Origin of the sequence: Streptomyces sp. NPDC093598 (genome assembly GCF_044764825.1) — a bacterium.
In the GTDB taxonomy this organism is placed as follows: domain Bacteria; phylum Actinomycetota; class Actinomycetes; order Streptomycetales; family Streptomycetaceae; genus Streptomyces.
In genome coordinates this window covers 217,015-242,425 of sequence record NZ_JBIWIV010000001.1, presented here as the reverse complement: position 1 = coordinate 242,425, position 25,411 = coordinate 217,015, and the positions used below count along the sequence as shown (strand labels likewise).

Annotated in this window: 27 protein-coding genes; 13 read left to right on the top strand and 14 right to left on the bottom strand. The window is 73.0% G+C overall.

Features of this window, described 5'->3' with window-relative positions; genetic code table 11:
• Positions 1 to 77: 77 nt before the first annotated feature.
• A complete protein-coding gene (locus ACIRDU_RS01140; protein WP_403572653.1) occupies positions 78 to 857 on the top strand; it encodes a nucleotidyltransferase domain-containing protein in 780 nt (259 codons plus the stop codon).
• On the opposite strand, the gene ACIRDU_RS01135 is transcribed toward ACIRDU_RS01140, so the two are convergent.
• The gene (locus tag ACIRDU_RS01135; RefSeq protein WP_403572650.1) at positions 844 to 1,794 is read right to left on the bottom strand and encodes an expansin EXLX1 family cellulose-binding protein; all 951 of its coding nucleotides are present in this window, start codon (positions 1,792 to 1,794) and stop codon (positions 844 to 846) included. The genes ACIRDU_RS01140 and ACIRDU_RS01135 overlap by 14 nt on opposite strands.
• Positions 1,795 to 2,046: 252 nt before the next feature.
• Between ACIRDU_RS01135 and ACIRDU_RS01130 the strand changes: the two genes are divergently transcribed.
• A complete protein-coding gene (locus tag ACIRDU_RS01130; RefSeq protein ID WP_403572647.1) occupies positions 2,047 to 3,939 on the top strand; it encodes an FUSC family protein in 1,893 nt (630 codons plus the stop codon).
• Between the two features lie 68 nt (positions 3,940 to 4,007).
• On the opposite strand, the gene ACIRDU_RS01125 is transcribed toward ACIRDU_RS01130, so the two are convergent.
• Positions 4,008 to 4,961 carry an endonuclease/exonuclease/phosphatase family protein gene (locus tag ACIRDU_RS01125; RefSeq protein WP_403572644.1) on the bottom strand — a complete coding sequence of 318 codons (954 nt, stop codon included), beginning with the start codon at positions 4,959 to 4,961 and terminating at the stop codon, positions 4,008 to 4,010.
• Positions 4,962 to 5,095: 134 nt separating this feature from the next.
• On the opposite strand from ACIRDU_RS01125, the gene ACIRDU_RS01120 reads away from it, so the two are divergent.
• Positions 5,096 to 6,460, top strand: a complete 1,365-nt coding sequence (locus tag ACIRDU_RS01120) for an amidohydrolase (protein ID WP_403572641.1) — start codon at positions 5,096 to 5,098, stop codon at positions 6,458 to 6,460.
• A gap of 249 nt (positions 6,461 to 6,709) precedes the next feature.
• Positions 6,710 to 6,892 carry a hypothetical protein gene (locus ACIRDU_RS01115; protein WP_184912631.1) on the top strand — a complete coding sequence of 61 codons (183 nt, stop codon included), beginning with the start codon at positions 6,710 to 6,712 and terminating at the stop codon, positions 6,890 to 6,892.
• 9 nt (positions 6,893 to 6,901) lie between these two features.
• Here the strand turns inward: ACIRDU_RS01115 and ACIRDU_RS01110 are convergent, their stop codons facing one another.
• The 3 genes from ACIRDU_RS01110 to ACIRDU_RS01100 all read right to left on the bottom strand — a co-directional run bounded on the left by ACIRDU_RS01110 (position 6,902) and on the right by ACIRDU_RS01100 (position 10,345).
• A complete protein-coding gene (locus tag ACIRDU_RS01110) occupies positions 6,902 to 8,857 on the bottom strand; it encodes an ABC transporter ATP-binding protein (protein WP_403572638.1) in 1,956 nt (651 codons plus the stop codon).
• Between the two features lie 394 nt (positions 8,858 to 9,251).
• Entirely contained in the window at positions 9,252 to 9,686 is a 435-nt protein-coding gene (locus tag ACIRDU_RS01105; protein ID WP_403572635.1) for a hypothetical protein, read from the bottom strand.
• Complete coding sequence (locus ACIRDU_RS01100; protein WP_403572631.1) at positions 9,683 to 10,345, bottom strand: ATP-binding protein; 663 nt, start codon at positions 10,343 to 10,345, stop codon at positions 9,683 to 9,685. The genes ACIRDU_RS01105 and ACIRDU_RS01100 overlap by 4 nt, the downstream gene beginning before the upstream one ends.
• A gap of 49 nt (positions 10,346 to 10,394) precedes the next feature.
• Here ACIRDU_RS01100 and ACIRDU_RS01095 point away from each other — a divergent pair, with 49 nt between their 5' ends.
• From ACIRDU_RS01095 to ACIRDU_RS01080, 4 genes are all read left to right on the top strand, one after another.
• The gene (locus ACIRDU_RS01095) at positions 10,395 to 10,598 is read left to right on the top strand and encodes a hypothetical protein (protein ID WP_403572628.1); all 204 of its coding nucleotides are present in this window, start codon (positions 10,395 to 10,397) and stop codon (positions 10,596 to 10,598) included.
• A complete protein-coding gene (locus ACIRDU_RS01090; protein ID WP_403572626.1) occupies positions 10,591 to 11,451 on the top strand; it encodes a helix-turn-helix transcriptional regulator in 861 nt (286 codons plus the stop codon). Before ACIRDU_RS01095 ends, ACIRDU_RS01090 begins: the two co-directional genes overlap by 8 nt.
• Positions 11,452 to 11,706, top strand: a complete 255-nt coding sequence (locus tag ACIRDU_RS01085; RefSeq protein ID WP_030852880.1) for a DUF397 domain-containing protein — start codon at positions 11,452 to 11,454, stop codon at positions 11,704 to 11,706.
• Positions 11,707 to 11,806: 100 nt separating this feature from the next.
• Positions 11,807 to 12,619, top strand: coding sequence for an SAM-dependent methyltransferase (locus ACIRDU_RS01080; protein WP_403572623.1), 813 nt, complete (start codon positions 11,807 to 11,809; stop codon positions 12,617 to 12,619).
• A 21-nt stretch (positions 12,620 to 12,640) separates the two neighbouring features.
• Here ACIRDU_RS01080 and ACIRDU_RS01075 read toward each other — a convergent pair whose 3' ends face one another.
• The gene (locus ACIRDU_RS01075) at positions 12,641 to 14,053 is read right to left on the bottom strand and encodes a PLP-dependent aminotransferase family protein (RefSeq protein ID WP_403572621.1); all 1,413 of its coding nucleotides are present in this window, start codon (positions 14,051 to 14,053) and stop codon (positions 12,641 to 12,643) included.
• 47 nt (positions 14,054 to 14,100) lie between these two features.
• Between ACIRDU_RS01075 and ACIRDU_RS01070 the strand changes: the two genes are divergently transcribed.
• On the top strand, positions 14,101 to 14,586 hold the full coding sequence (locus ACIRDU_RS01070) for a carboxymuconolactone decarboxylase family protein (RefSeq protein ID WP_403572619.1): 486 nt from the start codon (positions 14,101 to 14,103) through the stop codon (positions 14,584 to 14,586).
• A gap of 46 nt (positions 14,587 to 14,632) precedes the next feature.
• Here the strand turns inward: ACIRDU_RS01070 and ACIRDU_RS01065 are convergent, their stop codons facing one another.
• The 3 genes from ACIRDU_RS01065 to ACIRDU_RS01055 all read right to left on the bottom strand — a co-directional run bounded on the left by ACIRDU_RS01065 (position 14,633) and on the right by ACIRDU_RS01055 (position 17,608).
• Positions 14,633 to 16,123 carry a glutamate synthase subunit beta gene (locus ACIRDU_RS01065; RefSeq protein ID WP_403572616.1) on the bottom strand — a complete coding sequence of 497 codons (1,491 nt, stop codon included), beginning with the start codon at positions 16,121 to 16,123 and terminating at the stop codon, positions 14,633 to 14,635.
• A 132-nt stretch (positions 16,124 to 16,255) separates the two neighbouring features.
• Positions 16,256 to 16,735 carry a DUF1772 domain-containing protein gene (locus tag ACIRDU_RS01060; RefSeq protein ID WP_403572614.1) on the bottom strand — a complete coding sequence of 160 codons (480 nt, stop codon included), beginning with the start codon at positions 16,733 to 16,735 and terminating at the stop codon, positions 16,256 to 16,258.
• Between the two features lie 174 nt (positions 16,736 to 16,909).
• Positions 16,910 to 17,608: a DUF2293 domain-containing protein gene (locus tag ACIRDU_RS01055; protein ID WP_403572611.1), complete on the bottom strand. Its 699-nt coding sequence runs from the start codon at positions 17,606 to 17,608 to the stop codon at positions 16,910 to 16,912.
• Between the two features lie 132 nt (positions 17,609 to 17,740).
• Here ACIRDU_RS01055 and ACIRDU_RS01050 point away from each other — a divergent pair, with 132 nt between their 5' ends.
• The gene (locus ACIRDU_RS01050; RefSeq protein WP_403572608.1) at positions 17,741 to 18,373 is read left to right on the top strand and encodes a uridine kinase; all 633 of its coding nucleotides are present in this window, start codon (positions 17,741 to 17,743) and stop codon (positions 18,371 to 18,373) included.
• A 139-nt stretch (positions 18,374 to 18,512) separates the two neighbouring features.
• On the top strand, positions 18,513 to 18,941 hold the full coding sequence (locus ACIRDU_RS01045; protein WP_403572606.1) for a CBS domain-containing protein: 429 nt from the start codon (positions 18,513 to 18,515) through the stop codon (positions 18,939 to 18,941).
• A 54-nt stretch (positions 18,942 to 18,995) separates the two neighbouring features.
• Here the strand turns inward: ACIRDU_RS01045 and ACIRDU_RS01040 are convergent, their stop codons facing one another.
• The gene (locus ACIRDU_RS01040) at positions 18,996 to 20,123 is read right to left on the bottom strand and encodes a magnesium and cobalt transport protein CorA (RefSeq protein ID WP_403572603.1); all 1,128 of its coding nucleotides are present in this window, start codon (positions 20,121 to 20,123) and stop codon (positions 18,996 to 18,998) included.
• 269 nt (positions 20,124 to 20,392) lie between these two features.
• On the opposite strand from ACIRDU_RS01040, the gene ACIRDU_RS01035 reads away from it, so the two are divergent.
• Positions 20,393 to 21,184 carry a methyltransferase gene (locus tag ACIRDU_RS01035; protein WP_403572600.1) on the top strand — a complete coding sequence of 264 codons (792 nt, stop codon included), beginning with the start codon at positions 20,393 to 20,395 and terminating at the stop codon, positions 21,182 to 21,184.
• 67 nt (positions 21,185 to 21,251) lie between these two features.
• Here the strand turns inward: ACIRDU_RS01035 and ACIRDU_RS01030 are convergent, their stop codons facing one another.
• Positions 21,252 to 22,217, bottom strand: coding sequence for a carbohydrate kinase family protein (locus tag ACIRDU_RS01030; RefSeq protein WP_403572598.1), 966 nt, complete (start codon positions 22,215 to 22,217; stop codon positions 21,252 to 21,254).
• Complete coding sequence (locus tag ACIRDU_RS01025; protein ID WP_403572595.1) at positions 22,214 to 23,122, bottom strand: pseudouridine-5'-phosphate glycosidase; 909 nt, start codon at positions 23,120 to 23,122, stop codon at positions 22,214 to 22,216. Before ACIRDU_RS01025 ends, ACIRDU_RS01030 begins: the two co-directional genes overlap by 4 nt.
• A 107-nt stretch (positions 23,123 to 23,229) precedes the next feature.
• Between ACIRDU_RS01025 and ACIRDU_RS01020 the strand changes: the two genes are divergently transcribed.
• The gene (locus ACIRDU_RS01020) at positions 23,230 to 23,658 is read left to right on the top strand and encodes a VOC family protein (protein WP_403572592.1); all 429 of its coding nucleotides are present in this window, start codon (positions 23,230 to 23,232) and stop codon (positions 23,656 to 23,658) included.
• A gap of 13 nt (positions 23,659 to 23,671) precedes the next feature.
• On the opposite strand, the gene ACIRDU_RS01015 is transcribed toward ACIRDU_RS01020, so the two are convergent.
• Positions 23,672 to 24,226, bottom strand: a complete 555-nt coding sequence (locus ACIRDU_RS01015; RefSeq protein WP_403572589.1) for a methylated-DNA--[protein]-cysteine S-methyltransferase — start codon at positions 24,224 to 24,226, stop codon at positions 23,672 to 23,674.
• A gap of 52 nt (positions 24,227 to 24,278) precedes the next feature.
• Positions 24,279 to 25,151: a glycerophosphodiester phosphodiesterase gene (locus ACIRDU_RS01010; RefSeq protein WP_403572586.1), complete on the bottom strand. Its 873-nt coding sequence runs from the start codon at positions 25,149 to 25,151 to the stop codon at positions 24,279 to 24,281.
• Positions 25,152 to 25,411: the final 260 nt, after the last annotated feature.

Genomic DNA, 25,411 nt, shown 5'->3' with positions numbered 1-25,411 from the left:
CGCACCCGTATTTCGGTTCCCGGCGGCCGGACCGTCCCCCTACGCTTCCCTGGACCCCGCCTGCCCAGGAGCCCGCCGTGCCCGCCGTCCCGGACCACACCTTCCTCGACACCACCGCCGACCGCCTCGCCGCCCTCCCCGCCGTTCGAGCCGTCACCCTCGGCGGCTCCCGCGCCCAGGGCACCGAACGGCCCGACAGCGACTGGGACCTGGCGGTCTACTACCGCGGCGCCTTCGACCCGGCCGATCTCCGCGCGGTCGGCTGGGAGGGCGAGGTCTGCGAGATCGGCGCGTGGGGCGGCGGCGTCTTCGACTCAGGCGCCTGGCTGACGATCGAGGGCAGGAAGGTGGACGTCCACTACCGCGATCTGGACGTGGTCGAACACGAGCTGGCCGAGGCGGAGCAGGGCCGCTTCCGTGTGGAGCCCCTGATGTTCCACCTGGCGGGCATCCCGACGTACCTCCTCGTCGCCGAACTCGCGATCAACCAGGTGCTGCGGGGCGAACTGCCGCGTCCGGGGTCCTATCCGCGGGCGCTGCGCGCGAGTGCCCCGGCGCACTGGCACGGCATGGCCACGGCCACCCTCGCCTACGCCAAGGCCGGCCACGCCCCCAAGAGCGCCGTCACCCAGGTCGCGGGCGCGATCGCCCTCGCCGCGACACAGACGGCGCACGCGGTGCTGGCGGCGCGCGGCGAATGGGTCACCAACGACAAGGGGCTGGTGGCACGTGCGGGGTTGCGGGAGGTGGACGCGGTCGTACGGAACCTCACCGACGATCCGGCCGCCCTCGCCCGGACCGTCACCGACGCCGAGACGCTCCTCGCCCGTGCCGTGAACGCCGTCACCGACGGGTGAACTGGACGCGCGTCGGCTGGACGGCGTCCGGGCGGACCGCGATGCCGTCGACGGTGAGCTGTTCGCCGTAGATGTCGGTGAGCCTGAGGGAGCCGCCGCAGCCGGTGCCGTCGGGGGAGAGGAAGTAGTTGTACTCCGTACGGGTCAGTCGGCTCCAGCCGCTGCCGGTCCTGACCTCCAGCCGGGCCAGCGGGTTGCGGTGGCCCAGTGCCTGGATGCCGCACCAGTGGCGGCTGGAACCGGTCTTGTAGCGGATCGAGATCTTCTCGGACGTGCCGGGGCTCAGCAGGCTCCAGGTGACCGCTGTCCGGCCCACGGAGAGGCCGGCGAGCTTCGCGAACGCCTCCTTGCTGAGGTCGAGCTGGCCGGGGGCGCAGGGCAGGGGGCATTCGTTGGTGATCCGGACGGTGACGGAGGCGCCGCTCGCCGCGCGGACGAGGATGTACGCCCCGCACGCCTGGGACGTCTCGTAGTCGGCGTGGTTCATCGCCGCGACCATCAGGTCGGGGCTCGGGCCGTACAGGCAGGCGCCGTCACCGTCCTTGGCGTCGTAGTGGGTGGCGACGCCGTTGTAGGTGGTTCCGGGCTTGATCCGTCCGGCCAGGGCTGCCGTGCCGGACGCCGGACGCGGTGCGGACGACCGGGTGGCGGCGGGCGAGGGCCGCGCCGACGTGGTGGCCGGCGCGGGTGTCGGAGTCGACGAGGCCGGGGAGTCCGCGGAGGGCTTCGGCGCCGGTGTGGGCTTGTGTGTCGTCGGCGGGGCGCTCGGCCGGGTGCCGGTGGCGGTCGCGGCCGCCGTCCGCACCGTGTCCGGTTCGCTGCCGGGGCGCAGGGCGATCACGAGGGAGACGAGAAGTCCCACCGCTGCCACGGCGACGGCCCAGACGAGGGCCGTGCGCCGCTTGCGGAGGGGACGGCGGTGGGATGCGGATGCCACGGATGAGTCCTTCGAGTCCTTGCGTGGTTCAGGAGAACGCGCGCTCACGACCCACCAGTGGTCGCCGTGGCCGAAAAGGTTGCCGGGGTCTCGGTTCTTGATTGCGTACATAAAGAACGCCGGTTTCGAGCCGCCCGACACGTTCCGGACACCTATCCTCCAGGAACCCCACCTAGCGTGGACAGCCCCGCCCCGCCCCGGCCACCGTCGCCCGAAGGCTTCCCCTGCCCTCGTCGAGACGACAGGAGCCCCGTGTCCCGCCGCATCGCCCCGCACCTTCCGCCCTGGCTCGCGCACGCCCTGCGTGCCCAGCGGGGGCCCGTGCCCTGGAGCGCGGTGACGCGGGGGGCCCTGTCCGCCGGACCCCTGCTGCTCGTGGCCGTGCAGAGCGGTCTCACCTCCCTCGGCGTCGTCGCCGCCGTCGCCGCCATGCTCGCCGGGATCAACGACCGGCCCGGCAGCCGCCGCGTCTCGGTCCAGCGGATCGGAGTGCCCGCCCTGGGCGGTGCCGTGGGGCTCGTGGTCGGGACGTACACCGGGCAGGGGACAGGGGCGGTCGTGCTCACCGTGGTGCTCACGATCGTCGGGCTCGTCGCCGGAGGGATGAGCGCCGTCGGGCCCGTCGCGTCCGCCGTCGGGACGCAGTTGCTCGTCGGCGCGGCGATCGGCGCCGGGATGCCCCTGCCGGAGCCGGGATGGGAGCGGGCGCTCGCCTATCTCGCCGGGGCGGGGTGGCTGCTCGCGCTGCGGCTCGTCCTGCCCACGCCCGGCTCCCTCGCCGGTGACTTCCGCTTCGACGGGGAGCGGGAGGCCGTGGCCGGTGTGTACGAGGCCGTCGCCGAACTGCTCGACGCCGTCGGCGGGCCGGACGCCATCCGCCGCCGGGCCGCGCTGACCGCCGCCCTCGACCACGCCCAGGACGCCCTCGCCGGGCCGCGGCTGCGCCGGTACGCCTCCTCCTCCACCGAGCGGCGGCTGCACGCGCAGTACGCCGCGGCCCTGCCCCTGGCCGAGGCCGCCACCGCTCTCGCCTGGGCCGAGGAGGCCGTCGCCGAACGCGCCTCCGAAGGCCCCCGGCGGCTCGCCGCCGCCGTACGCGGCAACACCCACACCGGGCCGCTGCCCGCGCCGTCCCGCTCGGCGCCCGCCCTGCGCGCCCTCGACGACGCCCTCCTGCACGCCGCCGAGGTCTTCGACCGGGGCCGGGGCGGCGATCTGCACACCCGGCCCCGCAGCGCCGGGGACCGGCTGCGCGCCGCGTTCGGCAGTGCCGGACGTGAGTACGGGCTGCGCGTCGCCCTCTGCTTCGGGGCCAGCTCGGCGGTGGCCCAGGCCCTGCACCAGAGCCAGTGGTACGGGCAGCACGAGCACTGGTACTGGCTGCCCGCCACGGCCGTCTTCCTCGTCAAGCCGGACCTGGGGCCGCTGGCGTCACGGGTGCTGAACCGGGCCGCCGGGACCGTCCTCGGGGCGCTGCTGTTCGCCGGGTTGGCCGCCGTCCTGCCCCGTCCGGAAGGGCTCATCGCGCTCGTCGCCCTCAGCGGAGCGCTCATACCCGTCGCCACCCGGCACTTCGCCGCCCAGACCGCCGTCGCCACCGTCCTCGTCCTCGCGCTCGTCATGGTCGGCGGCGAAGCCCAGGCCTCCGCGGGCCGGATCGGCGAGACGCTGCTGGCCTGCGCGATCGTGCTGATCGTCGGGCACCTGCCGATGCCCGGCCAGCGCGGCGGGGGCGTACGGGCCCGGCTCGCGACGGCGACCGAGGCCGCCTACGCCTACCTGACGCACGTCCTCGACGAGGCCGACGCCCCCCGCATCGGAACCTCCGGCACCCCCTCCGACCACCGCACCACCCGCTGGACCCTGCGCCGCGAGGCCTATCGCACCCTCGCCGAGGCCCGTTCGGCCATCTCCCTCGCCGCGCACGAACTGCCCGCCCTCGCCCGGCACACCGAGGGCGCGGACGAGGTGGCCGACCTCCTCGAACGCCTCGTCGACACCACGACCGCGTGCGCCGTGCACCTCGACGACACGGGCCGGATCGGGCCCCGCCACGAGGAACGCCTCGCGGCCGTCCTCGCCGAACTCGCCGACCACGGAAACCGGGTGGGACTACGGCCGCCCCGGACACCCCTCGCCGGGTAGGACGCCCGGCACCGGGCTGCCGCCCCTCCGCCCCTGGCCACAGCGGGCGCCCGGGCACGGCAGCGTGCTCAGCCGCCGACCCGTACCCACACCGGAGCGTGGTCCGAGCCGGGCTCGCCCCGGCGTTCCGCCGGATCCGGGCCGACCGACGGCAGACCGGGCGGGCCCTCGCCGGGCAGACCCGTGCCCGCCGCCGTCACCCGGTGCACCAGGCGGTGGCTCAGCAGCACGTGGTCGATCAGCTCGCGCCGCCCGGAGTTCACCCGGGACCAGCGCTGCCCGGGCGGGATGAGCGGGGCCACGTCCCACAGCCGCGTCGCGTCGCCCCGGTCGGACCGGTCGTAGCCCGGTGTGCCGATCTCCGAGCCGGGCGGGCCGAGCAGGATCTGCGTGGTCGCCGCCCGCACCTCGTCGTTCAGGTCGCCCAGTATCGCCACGTCCCGCCCCTGTCCGTCACCGGCCAGCAGCTCGTCCGCGAGGGCGCGCAGGGCCGTCGCCTCGGCCGCCCGCCGGTACAGGGCGTAGGCACCGTAGCGGGCCCGCTCGCCCTCGTCGCGCGGCTGGAACCGGCCGTCGGGATACGTCAGCAGCTTCGACTTCAGATGACAGACCGCCACCCGCAGCGGTCCGTCCCCGCTCTCGACCTCGACCGCCAGGACGCCCCGCCCGGCCTGCCCCGCCGTCAGCCCCGAATCGTCCGCCTGGACCGGGCGCAGCTCCGCCGGGAACGCCCGCGTGTCGGCCACCACCGTGACGGCCGTACGGCTCAGGAACCCGACCCGTATGCCCCGGCTGTCCGCATGCTCGGACAGGGCGACGTGCCAGTCGTCGTCGAGCATCCCTGCCAGGTCCTTCAGGGCCTCGGGGTCCCCGACCTCCTGCACGCCGAGCAGCGTCGGATCGAGTTCCGTGATCACGGCGGCGAGCGAGGCGAGCTTCGCCGCGTACCCGGCCTCGTCCTTCGGGCCGTAGGGGCCGCCGGGCCGGTAGAGGTTCTCCAGATTCCAGGTGCCGAGGAGCATGCCGGGCTCCTTTCAGAAGCCGACAGACGGGGTGGTGAGGCCAGGGTGCGCGCCCGGCCCGCCCCGCGACAGAGCCGTGACGGGATGTGCGGTCCGGGTCATGCCGCCCTACGACGCCGTCGTACGTTGGCGTGGTGACGCCTTCTGCCGCGAACAGTCCCGCCGACCTCATCATCAGCGCATGTACGGTCCTCGTGCACGACGATCAAGAGCGGATCGGGTTCGCGCAGGACGCCGCGATCGTCGTACGGCACGGCGTCGTCGAGGCGGTCACGACCTCCGCCGAGGTCGCGGAGCTGCCCGCCGCCGAGCGCATCGACGCCCCCGGCCAGGTCGCCCTGCCCGGCCTGATCAACTGTCACACGCACGCGCCGATGGTCGCGCTGCGCGGCCTCGCCGAGGACCTCCCCACCGAGGAGTGGTTCAACGACGTCGTCTGGCCGGTCGAGTCCAACCTCACGGCACGGGACGTCGAGTTGGGGGCGCGGCTCGCCTGCGCCGAGATGATCCGCGCGGGCGTCACCTGCTTCGCCGACCACTACTTCGCCATGGACGCGGTGGCCCAAGTGGTCGCGGAAACCGGCATGCGGGCGCTGCTCGGCGAGGCCTTCTTCTCCTCGCAGGGCCCCGAAGGCCGCGAGCGGTCACTGGAGTTCGCGCTGCGGCACCGCGGCGCGGCCGACGGCCGGATCACCACCGCGCTCGCGCCCCACGCCCCCTACACGGTCGACGACACCGACCTCGCCGCCACCGCCCGGCTCGCCCGCGAGCACGGCCTGCCCGTGCACCTGCACGCCGCCGAGAACCGCGACCAGACCGACACCAGCCTCGCCCGCCACGGCGTCACCCCGATCGAGGTGCTGGAACGCACCGGCATCCTCGACGCGGACGTGCTCCTCGCCCACGGCACCGGCATCACCGACGGGGACCTGCCCGTCCTGCGGCGGGCGGGCGGTCGTACGGCCGTCGCCAGCGCGCCCCGCGGCTACCTCAAGTTCGCCTGGCCCGACACCACACCCGTCCGCGCCCTCGGCGACATCGGCGTCGACGTCGGACTCGCCACCGACGGCGCCGCCTCCAACAACTCCCTCGACGTGTGGGAGGCCATGGCCCTCACCTCACTGGTCCAGAAGTCGGCCGAGGGCGACCCGCGCTGGCTGACCTCCCGCCAGGCCCTGCACCACGCCACCCTGCAGAGCGCCCGTGCCGTCGGCCTCGGGGACAGCGCCGGGAGCATCGCCCCCGGCCGGCGGGCCGACATCGTCCTGGTCGACCTCACCGGGCCGCACACCCAGCCCGTCCACGACCTCGCCGCCACCCTCGTGCACAGCGCCCGCTCCGCCGACGTCCGCACCACGATCGTCGACGGACGGATCCTGATGCGCGACCGCGAACTGCTGACCGTCGACGTCCCGGCGGTGGTGGGGGAGCTTCAGGAGCGGCTGCCCGCCCTGGTCGACCGCAGCCACGGCCGGCGCGTCCAGCGGTACGACACCTGACGGCACGCGGAGGGAGCCCAAGGGGCGCGCGTCGGCCTTTGGTGCGCCTGTGCGAAGTGAGCGCATGCGGTATCACGACGAGTGCGACGACTGATACGGAAAGTGAACACATACGCCAAGGGGCTGAGAGGTTGGTCACACTTGGCGGTGAACGCGTGTCAACTACGTCTCAGAACCGTCACTTCGCGAGCCGTTCACCCCATGGTTGGCGTTTAACTCTACGAGTACAGCGCTACATGGAGGTGCAGGGTGAACGGGCGAACGGTGCTCGAGCGCTTTCCCGCAGGTGGGCCGCGCGGGTCCTGGCCTGCGGAGGAGTTCGCGCAGGCGCGGCGTCGGGAAGGCCTGCCCGCCGAGGTGGTCATGGACCTCGCCACGGACATGTTCCTGGTGATCGTGCGCAGCGGGGACGTGGCCGACGCCACGGCCTGACGTGTGCCCTCAGCCCGCCTTCGGCGCCGGCACCTTCCTGACCGGTGCGGGGGACGAGGCGAACTGCTCCGCCTGGAGCGCGTACAGCTCGGCGTAGAGCCCGCCGGTGGCCAGCAGCTCGTCCGGCGTCCCGGACTCCACGACCCGGCCGTGGTCCAGGACGTGCACGAGGTCCGCGTGCCGTACGGACGCCAGCCGGTGCGTGATCAGCACGACCGTCTGGCCGCTGTCGGCCAGGGCGCGGATCCGCTCGAAGACCTCCAGCTCGGCCCGGGCGTCCAGGGCCGCCGTCGGCTCGTCCACGATGAGGATGCGGCCCCTGCGGTAGGCCGCCCGGGCGATGCCCAGCCGCTGCCACTGGCCGCCCGACAGTTCGTGCCCGCCGCTGAAATTGCGGGCGAGCAGCGTGTCCAGCCCGCGCGGCAGGTCCGCGACCACCGCCTCCGCCCCGGCGTCGGCGACCGACGCGGCCAGCCGGTCCTCGCACACCGGCACCGAGGGGCGCCCCAGGGCGACGTTCACCCGGGCCGTGAACGGCCACCGCTTGAAGTCCTGCGCCACCATCGCGATCCGCTCGGCCAGCCGGTGCCGGTCGGCGGTCGCCGCGTCCACGCCGTCCCACAGGATCCGGCCCCGCTCCGGTGTGTACAGCCCGGCGAGCAGCTTGACCAGGGTGGTCTTGCCGGAGCCGTTCTCGCCGACCAGTGCCACGATCCGGCCCAGCGGCAGGCTGAGCGTCACGTCGTCGAGGGCGGGCCGGGCCGAGTCGCCGGGGTAGCGGAACGTGACGTTCTCGAAGCGGATCTCGCGCGGATCCTCCGGCAGCGGCACCCCTCCCGCCGGGATCGCCCACTGGTCCGCCTCGGTGTACAGCCGATGCAGGTCGCCGACGAAGAGCGCCTCCTCGTGCAGCGCGTTGACCTCCACCACGAGCGTGTCGAGGCTCTGCGAGCCGGTCCGGATCGCGATCACGGCCGTGCCCGCGACGGACAGGGCCATCGCCCCCGCCAGCAGCAGCCCGCCCAGCGTCGCGTACGTCGCCACCGTCGCCAGGCCCGTCCATGCCGCCGCGATCAGGCCCGTGCGCGCCGCGAGCCCGGCCAGGCGGGCCTGCTCGGCCTCGGCCGTCTCCGACATCGCGCGGAAGTGCCGCAGCAGGAAGGAGCCCACCCCGTGCACCCGGATCTCGGGGGCCGCCTCGGGCTCGATCAGCAGGCTGCCGAGCAGCCGGCCCGCGCGGGCGTGCTGCACCCAGGCGTGGAAGGACTCGTAGCGCCGCCGGGCGACGGTCAGCGCGCTCCAGGCGCTCGGCAGGGTCATCGTGACCAGCAGCGGCAGCAGGGCGGGGTGCAGCACGGTCAGCACGCCCGCCGCCGCGACCAGCGAGATCATCGCGTTGATCACACGCGTGCCGTAGGAGATCATCCGGCGTGCGGAGGCGGCGCCGTACTGCGCGGTGTCCAGCAGCTTGTGGAAGGCGTGGTCCTCGATCGCGGCCAGCTCGACGGCCGCGGCCCGCTCCAGGTACCGCTCGGTCGCCACTCGCTCCACCTTGGGCTCCAGCCGGCCGGTGGCGTAGGTGCTCGCGGCTCGCAGCAGGGCCGCGAGGAACATCACGACGGCCACCGTGACCAGGGCGGGGACGGCTCCGCGCAGACGGTCGTCGATCGGGCCGCCGCCCATCAGCCGGGCCAGCACACTGTTGACCGCGAGCAGACTCACCGCCTGCGCCGCGCCCCGGCCCGCCTCGGCGGCCAGCACGATCCGTGCGGCGCCCCTGTCGGCCTGCCGAGCGAGCCGGAGGCTGGACGCCAGCAGGGACGGCAGCCGGGTGATCATGGCGCGGAAGTTCAGCTCCAGGAACGCGTCGGCGTGCTGGTTCCAGCCCATGTCGTAGCGCAGCGGCCCGCCGAAGAGCAGCCGCTCCGACTCGGACACCTCCGGCGCGGTCCGCTTCTTCCCCACCGTCCACCGACCTCCCAGCTCGGGCCCGCTCGTGACCGAACGGCCACTATCGCCGGGCGGGCGCTCGCCCGGGCAGGGCGCAGCCCGGGGCGCCGGATGCGCGCGGGCGCACGACGCGACCGGGGAGAGGTGGGTGGCGGCGCGGGGGTGTGGGGTGGTGCGGGGGCGAGGGGGCTGCGCCGGGGGGAAGGGGGAGGCGGGGCGAGGGTTCGCGGGGGGTGGCGGTCGTGCGCGGGGGTCTGCCGTGGGCGGGCTGATCGTGCGGGGGTCTGCCGTGTGCGGGCTGATCGTGCGTCGAGCGGTCGAGCGGTCGTGCGAAGGGCGCTCGCGCTGGGCCGGCCGTGCCGTGGGCGATCGTGCGGAGGGACTCGCGTGGAGGTCTGCCGGGTCCGGCCTACGCGCTGACCGGGCGTGACCAGGACGGGGCCGTCCCCGTCACGCGGCACAGCGCCAGGTAGAGGGGTATCGGCGGGGTGTACGGAAACGTGCCGTCCGGGCGGTGGATCAGGTCGGGGATCACCAGCAGGTCCGGGACGATCGCGCCGGTGACGTAGTGCGCCGGGGCGGGCCACTCCAGGGCGTGGTCGGAGTCGGACGGCACCAGCCACCACCAGTGCGTCTCGTCGGCGTAGACGCAGCCCACTCGGGGCAGCCGGGGCATCACCAGCGGGCCGAAGCGGGCGGGAACCGCGACCGCGTCGCAGCCGAGCGGGGCGGTCATGCCGTCGGGCACGGGCAGACGCAGCGCCGGGCCGGGCGTGCGCAGTCCGCGCCGGACGCGGACCAGCGTGTCGAGGTTCAGCACGCCGCCTCCGTGCACGGGGCTCATGCGCGCCCCCGCTCTCGGCGGCGCTCCTGCTGGGGAACCTCCGGGGTACCCCGTACGTGGCGTGCCTGATGGGTTCCGTCCCCGTCGCCCGGGTCGTCGGACGGGCCCCGCTTCGGGCGGGCGCCCCAGCCCAGGTCGCTGCGGGGTTCGGCCGGATCCTGCGGGGTGTCCGCCGTGCGCGGCAGCTCGGCCCAGACCAGCAGCCCGGGGCCGTCCTCATGGGCACCCCAGGCACGGCAGAGGGCGTCGACGAGAAGCAGTCCCCTCCCGTGCTCCTCCTCGGGCCGTGTCCGGCCGGCGGCGTGGGGCTGGCCCGGGGCGCAGCCCTCGTCACGTACGGCTATCCGCACCAGGTCGTCGCCGTCGTGCAGCTCGCACACTATGTGGGTGCTCGCCGTGTGCACGATGGCGTTGGTGACCAGCTCGGAAACCACCAGGGCCGCGCTGTCGCACGTGTCCTCGCACACCGACCAGCCGGTCAGCCGGGCCTGCGTCAGGCGTCTGGCCCGAGCGGGAGAACCCGGATGTGCGGCCAGCTCGAAACGGAACCGGCGCTCGGCAGCGACCCCGAGGGGGGCCTCTCCCGTGGCGGCGCCAAGCCCGAGGGGGCCTGCGGCGGCATCTGTTCCTAAGGGCGCGGACGGAATCACGCTTGCCACTATCGCCCCGCCGTGAACACTTGGCAAGTGTCACTCTGAAAATTGCAGAGTGCCGTGTGACGGTCTGGAAGGCCGTGGCACACTGCTCGCAACAGCACTCCGCGCGGCGCCAGTTGAGATCGTCGAAGATTCGTTCGAAACGCTTTGTTCGGATCAGCTCTTCGAAAAGGTCTTCGAATGGCGCCGCCGGGCTGTCAGCGTCTTTTTCGTGGCCGGCTCGTCAGAACTCTTCGTGGAGGTGGAGCGTGAGTGAACCGCGGTCCGCGCCGACGGTCGGTCAGGTCGTACTCGGCCGACGCCTGTTGGACCTGAGGGAACGCGCCGGGATGAAGCGCGAGGAGGCCGCGCGCATCCTCCGCGTCGCCCCCGCCACGGTCCGCCGTATGGAAATGGCCGAGGTCGCGCTCAAAATCCCTTACCTGCAACTGCTCCTCAAGGCGTACGGAATCTCCGACGAGGAGGCCGAAGCCTTCGTCCGGCTGGCCGAGGATGCCAACAGGCCCGGCTGGTGGCAGCGTTTCCACGACATCCTGCCCGGCTGGTTCTCGATGTACGTGAGCCTGGAGGGCGCGGCCGGCGTCATCCGCAGTTACGAGCCCCATTTCGTCCCCGGACTGCTCCAGACCGAGGACTACGCGCGCGGGGTGCTGCAATCCGGCGCCATCGGCCAGACCCGGCCCGAGGACATCGAGCGTCATGTCGCCCTGCGCATGCGGCGCCAGGACCTGCTCACCCGCGAGGACGCGCCCCGGCTGTGGGTCGTGATGGACGAGACCGCGCTGCGGCGCCCGGTCGGCGGCCCGGAGGTGATGCGTGCCCAGATCGACAAACTGCTCGACGCCACGAAGCTGCCCAACGTGACGCTGCAGATCGCCCCGTTCGCCAATGGGCCGCACCCGGGCACGTACGGGCCGTTCGTGCTGTTCCGATTCGCCGTGGCCGAACTGCCGGACATGGTCTACAGCGAGTACCTGACCGGCGCGGTCTATCTCGACGCGCGCACCGAGGTGGCGACCCACCTCGAGGTCATGGACCGCATGGCGGCGCAGGCCGCCTCGGCACATCGCACGAAGGAGATCCTCCGCGATCTCCGCAAGGAGCTGTGAATGGATCGCATCAAGCCGCGCAAACACGTCTACAACGGCATGCCCGCGCGTGACTTGGGCAGCGAAGGCTGGCACAAGCCGTGGAGCGGCGGAAACGGAGGCAACTGCCTGGAGGCGATGAAGCTCGCCGACGGCCGGATCGCCCTCCGGCAGTCCACCGACCCGGACGGTCCGGCGCTGATCTACACCACGGACGAGATGACGGCCTTCATCGAGGGAGCGAAGGCGGGGGAGGCGGACTTCCTGCTGTCCTGACGTGATTGCCGTTGCTGTCGCTCGATACCTTCCGTTCCTCACGTTGTCACTGAATCGCTGGTGCTGAACTGACCACCCGCCGCGCCTTATGGAGTGCCTCATGACCGGGCAGGACCCCACGTCGGCCGTCCAGATCGACACGACCCGACCTCATCCCGCGCGGATGTACGACTGGTACCTCGGCGGCAAGGACAACTATCCGGTCGACGAGGAGATGGGGCGGCAGATGCTCACCCTCGACCCGAGGGTGCCGGTGATGGCGCGGGTCAACCGCGCGTTCATGCACCGGGCCACGCGATGGCTGGCCCGGAGCGGTGTGCGGCAGTTCCTGGACATCGGCACCGGCATACCGACCGTGCCCAACCTTCACCAGATCGCCCAGGAGACCGCCCCCGACGCCCGGGTCGTCTACTGCGACAACGACCCCATCGTGCTGGCCCACGCGGCGGCCCTGCTGCGCGGCACGGACGAGGGCGCGACAGAGTACCTCCAGGCCGACGTGCGCGACCCGGACGCCATCCTGGAGGGCGCGAGGAAGGTCCTGGACCTCACCCGGCCCGTCGCACTCTCGCTCGTCGCGCTGCTGCACTTCGTCTCCGACGAGGACGGGGCCCACGACCTGGTCCGCCGGCTGCTCGACGAACTGCCCTCCGGCAGCCACCTGGTGATGACCCACGCGACCGCAGACTTCACCCCGGAGGAGTCGAAGGCGGCCACCGAGAAGCTGCGCGCCGCAGGCGTCACCCTGGCCCTGCGCTCCCGCGAGGAGTTCACCCGCTTCTTCGACGGCCTCGACCTCGTCGACCCCGGCGTCGAGGTACCCCACCGCTGGCACCCCGAACTCGGCGAGCCCGTGCCCGGGCAGGACGACGGGGTGATCCCCGGGTACGGGGCGGTGGGACGCAAGCCGTAGCCACCTTGCTTCACGGGCCGGTCACGGCGGCGGCAGCGCACCGCACAGCGCCTCCAGGGCCGGTCCGTAGGCGTGCTCGGAGGGGGTCGCGTACCCCACGACGAGGCCGTCGCCCGCCGGCATGTCCGTCTCGGGGTGCCGGAACGCGGCGAGGCCGTCGAGGGCGATGCCCTGCCAGGCGGCGGCCTTGACCGCGGACGCCTCGGTACCGGGCGGCAGCCGCAGCACCGCGTGCAGCCCGGCCGCGATGCCAGTGACCTCGATGTGCGGCGCGTGCTCGGCGAGCGCCGTGACGAGCCGGTCCCGGCGGCCGCGGTACCGCAGCCGCATCCGCCGCACGTGCCGGTCGTACGATCCCGAGGCGATGAAGTCCGCCAGGCCCAACTGGTCGAGGACGCTCGCCCACGCCTCGCGCTCGCCCTTGGCGGCCAGGACGGCGCCGACGTACCGCTCCGGGAGCACCATCCAGCCCAGCCGCACCGCCGGCGACAGGCTCTTGCTGACCGAGCCGATGTGGATCACCCGCTCGGGATCGAGCCCCTGGACGGCACCGACCGGTTTGCGGTCGTAGCGGAACTCCCCGTCGTAGTCGTCCTCCAGGACCAGTCCGTCACGCGCGCGTGCCCAGTCGATCACGGCGGCGCGGCGCGCGGGATGCAGCGGGCCACCGGTCGGGAACTGGTGCGCGGGCGTGAGGAGCACCGCCCGCTCGCGCCCCAACCGGTCGACCCGTGCGCCGTCTTCGTCGAGGGGGAGCGGCACCGTGCGCACCCCGGCCGCGGCCAGGACCTCCCGGTGGAACCCGAGCCCGTACGCCTCCACCGCCAGCGGCCCGCGCAGGACGCCGCCCCCGAACAGCAGCCGCAGGGCGTGGGCGAAGCCGGAGCAGATGACGATGCGGCCCGGCTCGGTCCGCACGCCGCGCGCGCGGGCCAGGTACTCCGTGAGTGCCTCCCGCAGTTCCGGTCGCCCGGCGGGGTCGCCCGGCCCGAACACCTCGTTGGGCGCCTGCTGGAGGGCCCGCCGGTAGGAGGCCAGCCAGGCGGTGCGCGGGAACGCCGAGGCGTCCGGCGTGCCCTGCATGAGGTCGTGCCGGGGTCCACGCGCGCGGGGAGGTGCCTTCTTGGGCACGCGAGCGGCGGGCCTCAGCGGCTCGGCGCGCTCCGCGACCCGGGTGCCCGAGCCCTGCCGGGCGATGAGCCAGCCCTCCGCGACGAGCTCCGCGTACGCGTCCGCCACCGTGTTGCGGGCGACGCCGAGGTCCGCCGCGAGCGAGCGGTACGGGGGCAGCCGCGTCCCCGGAGCGAGCCGCCCGCTGCGTACGGCCTCCCGCAGGGCCCGGGTCAGGGCCGCCCTCCGGCCGCCCGGGCCGGTGAGCTCCAGATGCAGGTCGGACCCGATTCGTTCTGCGGAATTGACCCACGATGTCGCCATGGAAATGCACCCTACAGCGGGTCTTTCGGGCTCGTAGGTTGAAGGACATGACGACGCACACGAACACGAACAGCACCCACGGGACCGCGGCCCGCCTGGAGTTCGGCAAGTCGGCCCCGAAGGCCTTCCGGGCCCTCATCGCCTTCGACGCCGCCGCCCGTGAGGGCATCGACCCGGCCCTCGTGGAGCTGATCCAGATCCGCTCCTCGCACCTCAACCACTGCGCGTACTGCCTGCACATGCACACCAACGACGCCCGCAAAGCCGGCGAGAGCGAGGACCGGCTGCACATGGTCGCCGTGTGGCGCGAGGCCCGCCACTTCTTCACCGAGCGGGAGCAGGCGGCCCTGGCCCTCACGGACGCGATGACCCTCATCGCCGACGCCGGCGTCCCGGACGACGTCTACGCGCAGGCCGCCGCACGGTTCGACGAGCGGGAACTGGCCCAGGTCCTCGCCCTGATCTGCACGATCAACACATGGAACCGGGTGGCGCTGTCGACGGGGAAGGTGGCGGGGACCGACGAGCGGTGATCGTCCTTCGGGTGGGCGGTGACCGTCCGTCGAGCGGGTCCACGGCCTACACCGCCATGGGCCGGTCGTACGGCCCTATCGGTGCCGGCAGCCTCGAACCGCCCGTCAGATGACGGTCGACGGCCGCCGCCACCGCCCGCCCCTCGGCGATCGCCCACACGATGAGCGACTGCCCCCGGGCGGCGTCCCCCGCGGCGAACACCCCGGGCACGTTCGTGGCGAAACCGGAGTCCCGCGCGATCGTCCCGCGGGACTCCATCTCCAGCCCCAGCTGGTCGACGAGCCCGTCCTCCCGGTCGGGCCCGGAGAAGCCGAGGGCGAGCAGCACGAGGTCGGCGGGGAGCGTGCGCCCGGTGCCTTCCACCGGGCGGCGCCGCGCGTCCACCTCGACCAGGTGCAGCGACCGCACATGCCCCCGCGCGTCACCGTCGAAGCGCAGTGTGGACGCCGCGAACAGCCGCGCGTCCGCGTCGGCGACCGGGGCGGTCCGCAGGTCCCGGGCCTCTTCATGGGCGGCGGACAGCCGGTAGACCCGCATCGGGTACGTCGGCCAGGGCTCGGAGTCCTCGTCGCGCTCCGCGTCCGGCAGCGCGTAGATGTCCAGCTGGGTCACGGACGCGGCACCCTCGCGGACGGCCGTGCCCAGACAGTCCGCCCCGGTGTCGCCGCCGCCGATGATGACGACGTGCTTCCCCGCGGCCGACAGCGGAGACGTCTCCAGATCACCCTCGCGCACCCGGTTGGCCAGCGGCAGGTACTCCATCGCCTGGTGAATGCCCGTCAGCTCCCGCCCCGGCACCGGAAGTTCACGCCATGCGGTCGCCCCGGTGGCGAGCACCACGGCGTCGTAGCGGGTCCGCAGCCCGTCGGCTCCGATGTCCCGTCCGACCGCCGTCGAGGTCCGGAACTTCGTCCCCTCGGCCCGCATCTGCTCCAGCCGCCGCTCCAGATGGCGCTTCTCCATCTTGAACGCGGGGATGCCGTACCGCATCAGCCCGCCGAGCCGGTCGTCCCTCTCGTACACGGCGACCGTGTGCCCGGCCCGGGTCAGCTGCTGGGCCGCGGCCAGCCCGGTCGGGCCCGAACCGATCACCGCGACGGTCTTGCCGGACAGCCGCTCGGGTGGCCTCGGCGGCGCGAAGCCCTCCTCCCAGGCGCGGTCGGCGATCGCGCACTCGACGTTCTTGATGGTGACGGCCGGCTGGTTGATCGCCAGCACGCAGCCCGCCTCGCACGGTGCCGGACACAACCGGCCGGTGAACTCCGGGAAGTTGTTCGTGGCGTGCAGCCGGTCGGCGGCCGCCCGCCAGTCCTCCCTGGACACCAGGTCGTTCCACTCGGGAATCAGGTTTCCCAGCGGGCAGGCGTCGTGACAGAAGGGGACGCCGCAGTCCATGCACCGGTCGGCCTGCTTGCTGATGATCGGCAGCAGCGCCCCGGGGACATAGACCTCGTCCCAGTCCCGCGCCCGCTCCGCGACCGGCCTGCGCGGCCAGTCCTGGCGGGGCGTGGTCATGAAACCCTTGGGATCGGCCATGGCCGTCTTCCTTGCGTGCGCTGTGACAGGCCGTGCGCGTCGGGCGGCACTCTTCTCACTCGTCGTGCGGCACTCTTCTCGCCACGATACGTCCGCCTCCCGGCCGGTGCCTGTCGCCGCGTGGCGTGGGTGTCAGGTGAGCGCCAGCAGGTACGCCAGCGCCGCCCCGGCCGAGGCGGCCGTGCGGACGTGGTTCCACATCGTCCACTCGCGCACATACGCCGGCCAGTACTCCGCCGCCTCCGGGGTGCCCGGCTCCAGCTCGGCCAGCGCGTCGTTGCGCGGCACGTTCGCGACCATGGTCAGCCCGAACGCGCCGAACAGGTACAGCGCGCTGCCCACCAGAAGCTCCACCGTCCCTTCGTCCGGCCACAGCACGAACGTCACCACGGCGATCACCGCGCACAGCACCGCCGACCCCAGGAACACGATCATGAAGGGCAACGTCACCGCCGCCACGTTGATCGCCTTCATCGCGGCGACCCCCTGGGCGGGCGGCAGCATGCCGAGGCCCCGCATCACGAAGGTCGAGAACCCGCAGAACACCCCGGCCACCAGGCCGGTCCCGAGCACACCCAGCACCGTCAGCACGAAGTACGGTCCGTCGATCATGTCCCTCTCCCGCCGTCGAGCCGGGGTCCGGGCCCGGCACCCTTCCTCGCCACCAGTGAATTCCCGTACGACCGCAGTGACCATGGCCGAGGGGCGCGGCGCCATAAGCGAACGTCCACGGCCCGTCGAACGGCCGTGTCGACGGCATGACGGCTCGACGCCCGGGACCTCACGTCACCCCGCGGAACCGAGCCCCGCCTCGGTCCACCCCCTCAGCACCGTCGCCACCGTCGCCGCGATCCGCCGCCGCGCCTCGTGTCTCGGCACGCCGCTCATCAGCAGCCGGTCGTACGGCGTGTCGAGATGCCGTACGGACGCCACGACCGCCGAGGTCACCGCCCCCTCGGTCAGCGCACGCCCCGCCGCGCTGCGGCCCACCCGCCCGCTGCCCCGCTCCGAGGCGTGCAGGGCGATGGTCCGCGCCCGATCGGCCGGGCACCCGGGAAACAGCCGCAGTATCTCCTTCGCGAACGCCTGGGCGAACAGGGCGTCCTGAGCCGCCCGTCGCCGCGCGTCCCGCACCCGGCGCCGCCGTCTCGCCTCGGCGTCGGCCAGACAGCGCTGCTCGGCCCTCGCGAGTGCCGCCTCCTCGACCAGCACGCCCTGCCGCTCGTACCGGCCCTTGCGCCGGTTGAACCGCACGACCACCGCCGACAGCGTGCTCTCCTCCCGCGATCTGCGGGTCAGCGCGGTGTCGCCGCTCGGCAGGAACACCAGATGCCCGAGGTCGGCGCAGTCGAGGCACCGCGGGGCGCCGTCCTCGAGGACGAGCAGCGGCAGCGGCCCCCGCCGGCACTCGGCGCAGTAGCGCCCCTTGAGGGGCTGGAAGACGAGAAGTCCGGTGAGGGGCGGGAGCGTCGCGCGGGGGATCATAGAGGGTTCATTCCCCCTGACGGCGGTGCGAACTACGCACGCCATGACAGACCCTGGCGATCCGGTCGCCGCCCCTGCGCGGCACCCGCGGGCGGGACGCCTCCGGCCCCGGCCTGACGCATCATGGGCCGTGTGCGACTCGAAGCGATCACCTGGGAACGGCTCGGCGACCTGCTCGCCGAGCGCCTGCTCGAGCTGAAGCCCGCCGACGGCTCCCCCCGGCTTCGCATCGCCCTCGACGGCGCCCCGGCCGCCCGCCCCGGAGACCTCGCCGACCGGGTCTCCGAGGCGCTGCGCGTCCGCGGCCGCTCCTCGCTCGTCGTGGGCACGGAGGGCTTCCTGCGTCCCGCCTCCGTACGGCTGGAGTACGGCCACCGGGACGTGGAGGCCTACTACAGCGGCTGGTACGACACCGGCGCCCTGTGGCGCGAGGTGTTCGGCCCGCTCGAAGCCGACGGCGACGGCCGTGTCCTGCCCGACCTGTGGGACCCGGCCGCCGATCGCGCCACCCGCAGCCCCTACGTCGAACTCCCGCCCGGCGGCGTGCTGTTGCTGCACGGACCCTTCCTCCTTCGGCACTGGTTCCCCTTCGATCTGAGCGTCCACGTCCTCCTCTCCCCGGGCGCCCTGCGCCGCCGCACACCCGAGGCCGAGCACTGGACCCTCCCGGCCTTCGAGCGCTACGAGCAGGAGACGGACCCGGTGGGCACGGCCGACGTCCTGGTGCGGGCCGATGACCCCCGCCATCCCGCCTGGAGCGGCTGAGCCGGCCGGGCTCCGGCGCCAGGGGGGTGGGGACGGGTTTTCCGTGTGCGGGCATCCGGCGGCGCGGCGAGAATGAAGGGCGCCGGGACTCGCGGTGCGTCCGGCACCGCGCCGGCCGTCCGGCACCGGGAGGTACTCCATGACCACCGCCGGAGACATCATGCACCGCGGCGCCCAGTGGATCCCCGCCCACGAAACCCTCGACCGCGCCGCCCAGCTCATGCGCGAGCTGAACGTCGGCGCCCTGCCCATCAGCGACGAGAACGAGCGGCTCTGCGGCATCCTCACCGACCGCGACATCGTCGTCGGCTGCATCGCCATGGGCCACGACCCCGCCAGGGTCACCGCGGGCGAGATGGCCAAGGGCACACCCCGCTGGATCGACGCCGACGCCGATGTCGGCGAGGTGCTCCGCGAGATGCGGGAGCACCAGATCCGCCGGCTGCCCGTGATCCAGGACAAGCGACTGGTCGGCATGATCAGCGAAGCCGACCTGGCCCGGCATCTCGCGAAGGACCAGATCGCCTCCTGGGCGGAGAGCGTCTACGCGACGACCGCGATGCACTGACCCGCTGCTCACGGCGCGGGCATCCCGTAGCCCCTCCGCGGGTCACGGCCCGCTTCAGAGCCAGCCGCTGCGCCGGAACCCCCGGTACAGCGCGAGACACACGACGGATATCACGCCGATGACCATGCCGTAGCCGTACCGCCAGTGCAGCTCCGGCATGTGGTCGAAGTTCATGCCGTACACCCCGCACACCATCGTCGGCACGGCGACGATCGCGGCCCACGCCGTGATCTTCCGCATGTCCTCGTTCTGCGCCACCGTGACCTGCGCGAGGTGTGCCTGAAGGATGGAGTTGAGCAGTTCGTCGAAGGCGGCGATCTGCTCCTTCGCCCGCAGCAGATGGTCCGAGACGTCCCGGAAGTACGCCTGTATCTCCGGGTCGACCGCCCGGATCGGCCGGGTGGCGAGATCCTCCAGCGGCCGGCTGAGCGGTACCACCGCCCGCTTCAGTTCGAGCAGTTCACGCTTGAGCTGGTAGATGCGCCCCGGGTCGGCCCGCGCGCCGGTCTCCGAGAACACGTCGGTCTCGACCTGGTCGATGTCCGCCTGCACCGCGTCCGTGACCGTCAGGTAGTCGTCGACCACGTGGTCCGCGAGCGCGTGCAGCACCGCCGACGGGCCCTTGGCGAGCTGGCCGGGATCGGACTCCAGCTCCTCGCGCAGCGGGCCCAGCGAGCCGTGCCGGCCGTGCCGCACGGTGATCACGAAGTCCGCGCCGACGAACACCATGATCTCGCCGGTGTTCACCACCTCGCTGGTGGCCGTGAGTTCCTCGTGCTCGACGTAGCAGACCGTCTTGAACACCGCGAAGAGCGTCTCGCCGTAGCGCTCCAGCTTGGGGCGCTGATGAGCTTCGATCGCGTCCTCGACGGCCAGCGGGTGCAGGTCGAAGAGCTCGGCGATGCCGGCGAACTCCTGGTCCGTGGGCTCGTGCAGACCGAGCCAGACGAAGCCCTCCCGGTTCTTGCGCACCCGCTCCACGGTGTCCACCAGATCGCCGCGCGCGGGGGTGCGGACGCCGTCCCGGTACGTCACGCAGTTCACCACCGAGGAGCCCAGCGGGGACCGGGCCGGGTGACTCAGGTCGACGCGGGGGCGCCGCCTGGCCAGCCGAGCCACCTTGCGAAGGCCGTCGACCCCGCCGAGGCTCGTGACCTTCCGCAGATTCCCTGCCATGGACATCCGGATCTCCTTGCGTGGAACTCCTCGCGCCGCTCCTGCGCCTTGGCGCGTCAGTCTGCCAGGCCTGCGTGAGCTGCGGGTAAGCCTGTGGAAACGACCCATTCCGCTTGGTTCCCGGCTGTGGACGAAGGACGCGCAGACGTGGGGACTCTGACTCATCGACGCATGCCCGAGCCGGGCGGTTCTGGCGTACGGCAGCGTCCGACGCGGTTCTCCGTGCCGGAGCGTCGACGAGTACGGATAAGTCGGACAACTGGGATGATCGCGGCATGATGCGAACCGATGGGTACCTCCTCGACAACCGGCAGACCGAGGCGGCGGAGCACTTCAGGGCCTTCGCCGTTCTCTTCGACCCCACGACGTTCCGGCATCTCGACGCGCTCGGGGTCGGTTCCGGCTGGCGGTGCTGGGAGGTCGGCGCCGGCACCACCGTGGTGTCCTGGCTGGCGAAGAAGGTCGGCCCGACCGGACGCGTCGTCGCGACCGACACCGACACCTCACGGCTCGTCTCCGCCGCCCGGCCACCCGTCGAGGTGCGGGTCCACGACCTCGGCGCGCAGGAGCCGCCGGGGGAGGGCTTCGACCTGGTCCACGCCCGCCTCGCCCTCGTCCACGTGAGCGACCGGGAACGGGCGTTGCGGTCCATGGTCGAGTCCCTGCGCCCTGGCGGGCGCCTCCTCGTCGAGGACGCCGACCCCGCTCTGCAGCCCCTGCTCTGCCCCGACGAGTACGGCCCCGAGCAGCAGCTCGCGAACCGGCTGCGGCAGGGCTTCCGCAGCCTGCTCGCCGACCGCGGGACCGACCTCCCCTGCGGCCGCACCCTGCCGCGGCTGCTCCGGGAGGCCGGACTCACCCGGGTTCACGCCGACGCCTACTTCCCCCTCGCCTCGCCGGCCTGTGCGGCCCTGGAGTCCGTCACGATCCGCCAGATCCGCGACCAGCTCGTCACCGCGGGCCTCGCCACGGACCAGGACATCGACCGGCACCTCGTGAACGTCACGTCGGGCGTGCTCGATCTGACGACGGCACCGATGATCTCGGCATGGGGGCGCAAGCAGTAGCCGGCGGTGCCGAGGGTTCGGGATGCGGGGTCGGGGAGCAGCGGGGCGAAGGCCTCGGTGAGGGGTGTCAGCTGGGCAGAGGCGGTCTGCCGCCCACCTTCTCCACCGCTCGCGCGCCCGCCCGGCAGCCCTCCGCCGCAGCGTCCTCCGGCCCGGCGCCCGCGAGCAGGGCGGCGAGGAACGCGCCGGTGAAGGCGTCACCGGCACCGGTGGTGTCCCGTGGTGTCGCCCGCACGGCCGGAACACGAGCGCGCACCTTCCCCGAGCGGGCCACGACAGCCCCCTCGTGGCCCTGCTTGGCGACGACCAGCGGCACGCGAAGGCTCAGCTCGGCCGCCGCCTCGGCCGCGTCCGCCAGCCCTGTCAGCAGGCACGCCTCGTCCCGGCTGGGCAGCAGGACGTCCACGCCCTCGACGAGCGCCAGGAACCGCTCGGAGCCCAGCTCCGCGAGGAAGCCGGCCGATGCCGGGTCCAGACTCACCGGCACGCCACGCGCGCGTGCGGCTGCGAGGGCCACCGTCACCAGGGCCCGGCTCGGCTCGGAGAACAGGAGGTAGCCCGACAGATGCAGCCGGGCCACGCCGTCGAGCAGCGCGTCCGACCAGTCGGCGGGTTCGAGCCGCAACGACGCGCCGCTGTCGGTGAGGAACGTCCGCTCCGCCGCAGCGCCCCCGTCGACCATGCAGATCACCGTGCCGGTCGGCACCAGCGGGTCGACGACGAGCTGCGGGCGCACGCCCTGCGCGACCAGCTCCCGCTCGTGCCAGCCGGCCGCCTCCGTCCCCACGCGCCCGAGCAGCCGCACGTCCGACGCTCCCCGGTGGGCAGCCCAGCACGCCACATTGGCGCCCGCCCCGCCCGCCACCGTCCGGATCGAGGCAGGCGTGTCCGTGCCGGCCGCGAGCGGTCCCCGGTGCCGGGCGACGACATCGGTGATGACATCCCCGACGACCAGCAGCCCGCGGTCCCCTGCCGAACCCGCGACCCCGGCGCCCGGTTCCGCTCCCCGCCCGGCGCCGCCGGCCGCCGTCATCCCCGGGTCCAGGCCGCCGCTATCCGGGCCGCCAGGCGTACGTTGCCGCGGACCGCCGCCAGGTTGGCGCTGAGGGAGGCGCCGTCCGTGTGCCGGACCAGATGGTCGAGCAGGAACGGCGTGACCGCCTGGCCGGTGATCCCCTCCTCCTCGCACGCGTGCAGCGCGTCCGCGAGCACGCGCGCGTGCAGCTCCGGATCGAGCTGCTCCTCCTCGGGGACCGGGTTGGCGACGATCAGCGCCGACTGCGGCCCGTCGAGCGCGTCTTGGGCCCGCATGACGTCCGCCACCTGCTCCGGCGTCCCCAGCGTCCAGTCCACCGGATGCCCCGAGTCGGAGAGGTAGAAGCCGGGGAACCGGCCGGTGCCGTAGCCGGCCACGGCGACCCCCAGCGTCTCCAGCCGCTGCAGGGTCGCCGGCACGTCCAGGATCGACTTCACCCCGGCACACACCACGGTGATGCGCGTGCGCGCCAGCAGCCCCAGGTCGGCCGACTCGTCCTGCGTCACCGTCCACTCCCGGTGCACCCCGCCGAGCCCACCCGTCGCGAAGACCCGCACGCCGGCCAGCGCCGCCAGCAGCGCCGTGGCCGACACCGTGGTCGCCCCGCTCGCCCCGGACGCCACCGCGAGCGGCAGGTCACGGTGGCCGAGCTTGCGGATCCCGTCCTCGTTCGCGACCCGCTCCAGCTGCTCCTTGTCCAAGCCGACGTGGGGCCGCCCGTCCAGGACGGCGATCGTGGCGGGGACCGCGCCTTCCCGTCTGACGGCCGTCTCCAGCTCCAGTGCCACCTGGAGGTTGCGCGGGCGTGGCAGCCCGTGGGCGATGATCGTGGACTCCAGGGCCACGACGGGTCGGCGCGCGTCGATCGCCTCCCGCACTTCGTCGGACACCACCAGCACCACGCGCCTGCCTCCTGTCAGTCGGTCAGTCGGTCTTCCCTCATCTCTGGCGGGCGGCGCGCCGGGCCAAACCCTTGCGGCCTGCCGGAGTTGTCACGAGCCTGGGGTGCATGACGGACCACATACCACGTCTCGACCACGTCGTCCTCTGGGTGCGCGACCCGCTCGCCGCCGCCGACTTCTACGAGAAGGCCGTCGGCATGGAGGCGGTCAGGCTCGCGGAGTTCACGTCGGGTGAGGTGCCGTTCCCGTCCGTGCGCGTCAACGACGAGACCATCCTCGACCTCATGCCGCTGACCTTCGCGGAGCGCATGAGGATGCTGCCCGGCTCCGCCGACAGCGCGGGGCACCCGGTCAACCACGTCTGCCTGGCGCTGTCCCGTGGCGACTTCGACGCCCTCCTCAACCGCCTTGAGGAACGCTCCGTACCGATGTCGGACCTCTCCCACGACTCCTTCGGAGCCCGGGGCAAGGCCACCCGCAGCTTCTACTTCCGCGACCTTGACGGCAACGTCTTCGAGGCCCGGCACTACGACTGAACAGGCCCGGGTCTCAGAAGAGCGGCTCGGGGAGGACCCCCTCCAGGGCGAGCAGCCTCCGCTTGGTCTCCAGGCCGCCCCCGAAGCCGCCGATGCCGCCGCCGCTCTCGACGACCCGGTGGCAGGGCACCACCACCGGGAGCGGATTGGCGCCCATCGCCATGCCCACGGCCTGGGCGGCGCCCGGCTGACCGACCCGCCCGGCCAGGTCGCCGTATCCGACGACCGTGCCGTACGGCACGCCCGAGGCCAGTTCGCGCAGGACCTCCCGGTTGAAGCCGGAGATCAGCGACCAGTCCAGCGGCAGGTCGAAGTCGCGTCGCGCACCTGCGAAGTACGCCTCGACCTGGCGTATCGCCTCGGCCAGCAGCGGGGAGCCGGGTGCCTCGACGGGCTCGGCGCCCAGCCTCGACGCCAGCCGCTCGACCGCCCGGTCCCGCACCGCGTCCGTGGCGTGGAACACGACGTTGACCAGGCCGTCCCGGCTCGCGGCCAGCAGCAACGGCCCGATCCCGCTCTCGACGACCGCCCACACGACCCGCGGCCCGACCTGCCCTTGGCTGTCCATGCGCCCACAGTAGGACCCGCCACTGACAACGCCGCACGGGTGGAACGCCGGATCAGCCGCCCACGGCCTTGCGCACCACGTCCGGCTTGTTCGTGATGATCCCGTCGACCCCGTACCCGGCGACCCGCTGGGCCGTCCTGGCGTCGTCGACCGTCCAGGCGAAGACCTCCATCGGCCTGCCGTGCGGTCCGTCGAACGCCTGCACGGAGGACACGTACGCCGGGGAGAGCGAGCTGTACGAGGGGTTGATCTGGTCGGCGAACTCGGCGCAGTCGAGCAGGTCCGACACCGGCGGTGTCCCCAGAAGGCCCGTCTTCACGCCGGGCTTCAGCTCGTGGACCGTCCGCACGCTCTCCGCGCTGAAGCTCTGCACGATCAGCCGGTCCGTCAGATGCGACCGGTCGAGCCAGCCCTCGTTGCTGAGGACCTTCAGCGTCTGCTGCTCGATGCCCGGGTACAGCTCCGGGTTCTTGATCTCGAGGAGAAGCTTCTGGTGATGGCGCTCCAGGCGGTGCACGAACTGCTCCAGCGTCGGCACGCGCGCGCCGGCGTACGCGGGCCCGAACCAGCTGCCCGCGTCCAGACGGGCGATCTCCGCGGCGGTGAAGTCCTTCACCTTCCAGGGGGCCCGGCCGGGGAACACCTCCTCGGCGTCGGTGGTGCGCCGCAGGTTGTCGTCGTGGATGACGACCAGCTCTCCGTCCCTGGTCCGCTGCACGTCGTTCTCCACCCAGAGGATGCCCAGCCCCGCCGCTCTGTCGACCGAGGCCAGGGTGTTCTCGGGCGCGTACGCGGAGGCGCCCCGATGCCCGATGACCAGCGGGGGCGTGCCGCCCCCCGCGGCCCGCGCGGGGGAGACGGGGAACAGGAGAGCGGCGGTCCCCAGGAGTGCGGTGGTCGAAGCGGCGACAGCGCGCGCGTGCATGCGTACTCCTCGCGACGAGTGGTCGGACAATCACAGACAGCACAACTCTGACAGCAGAGGGTCAACGCGAGAGGGGTACAGGATGGCCACACGTTGAACGGGGCCGGCCCAACTCCGCTCACTGGTACCGCACAACTGGGGCAGGGCCGTGATTCTTTGCCGGAAAGTCGTTCGACCATTCCGGTGGGGGTCATACTCTCTGCGTCGACCCTGACCGCTCGTGCGGTCCTGGGAGGGGGCGCACATCAGGAATTCCGGGA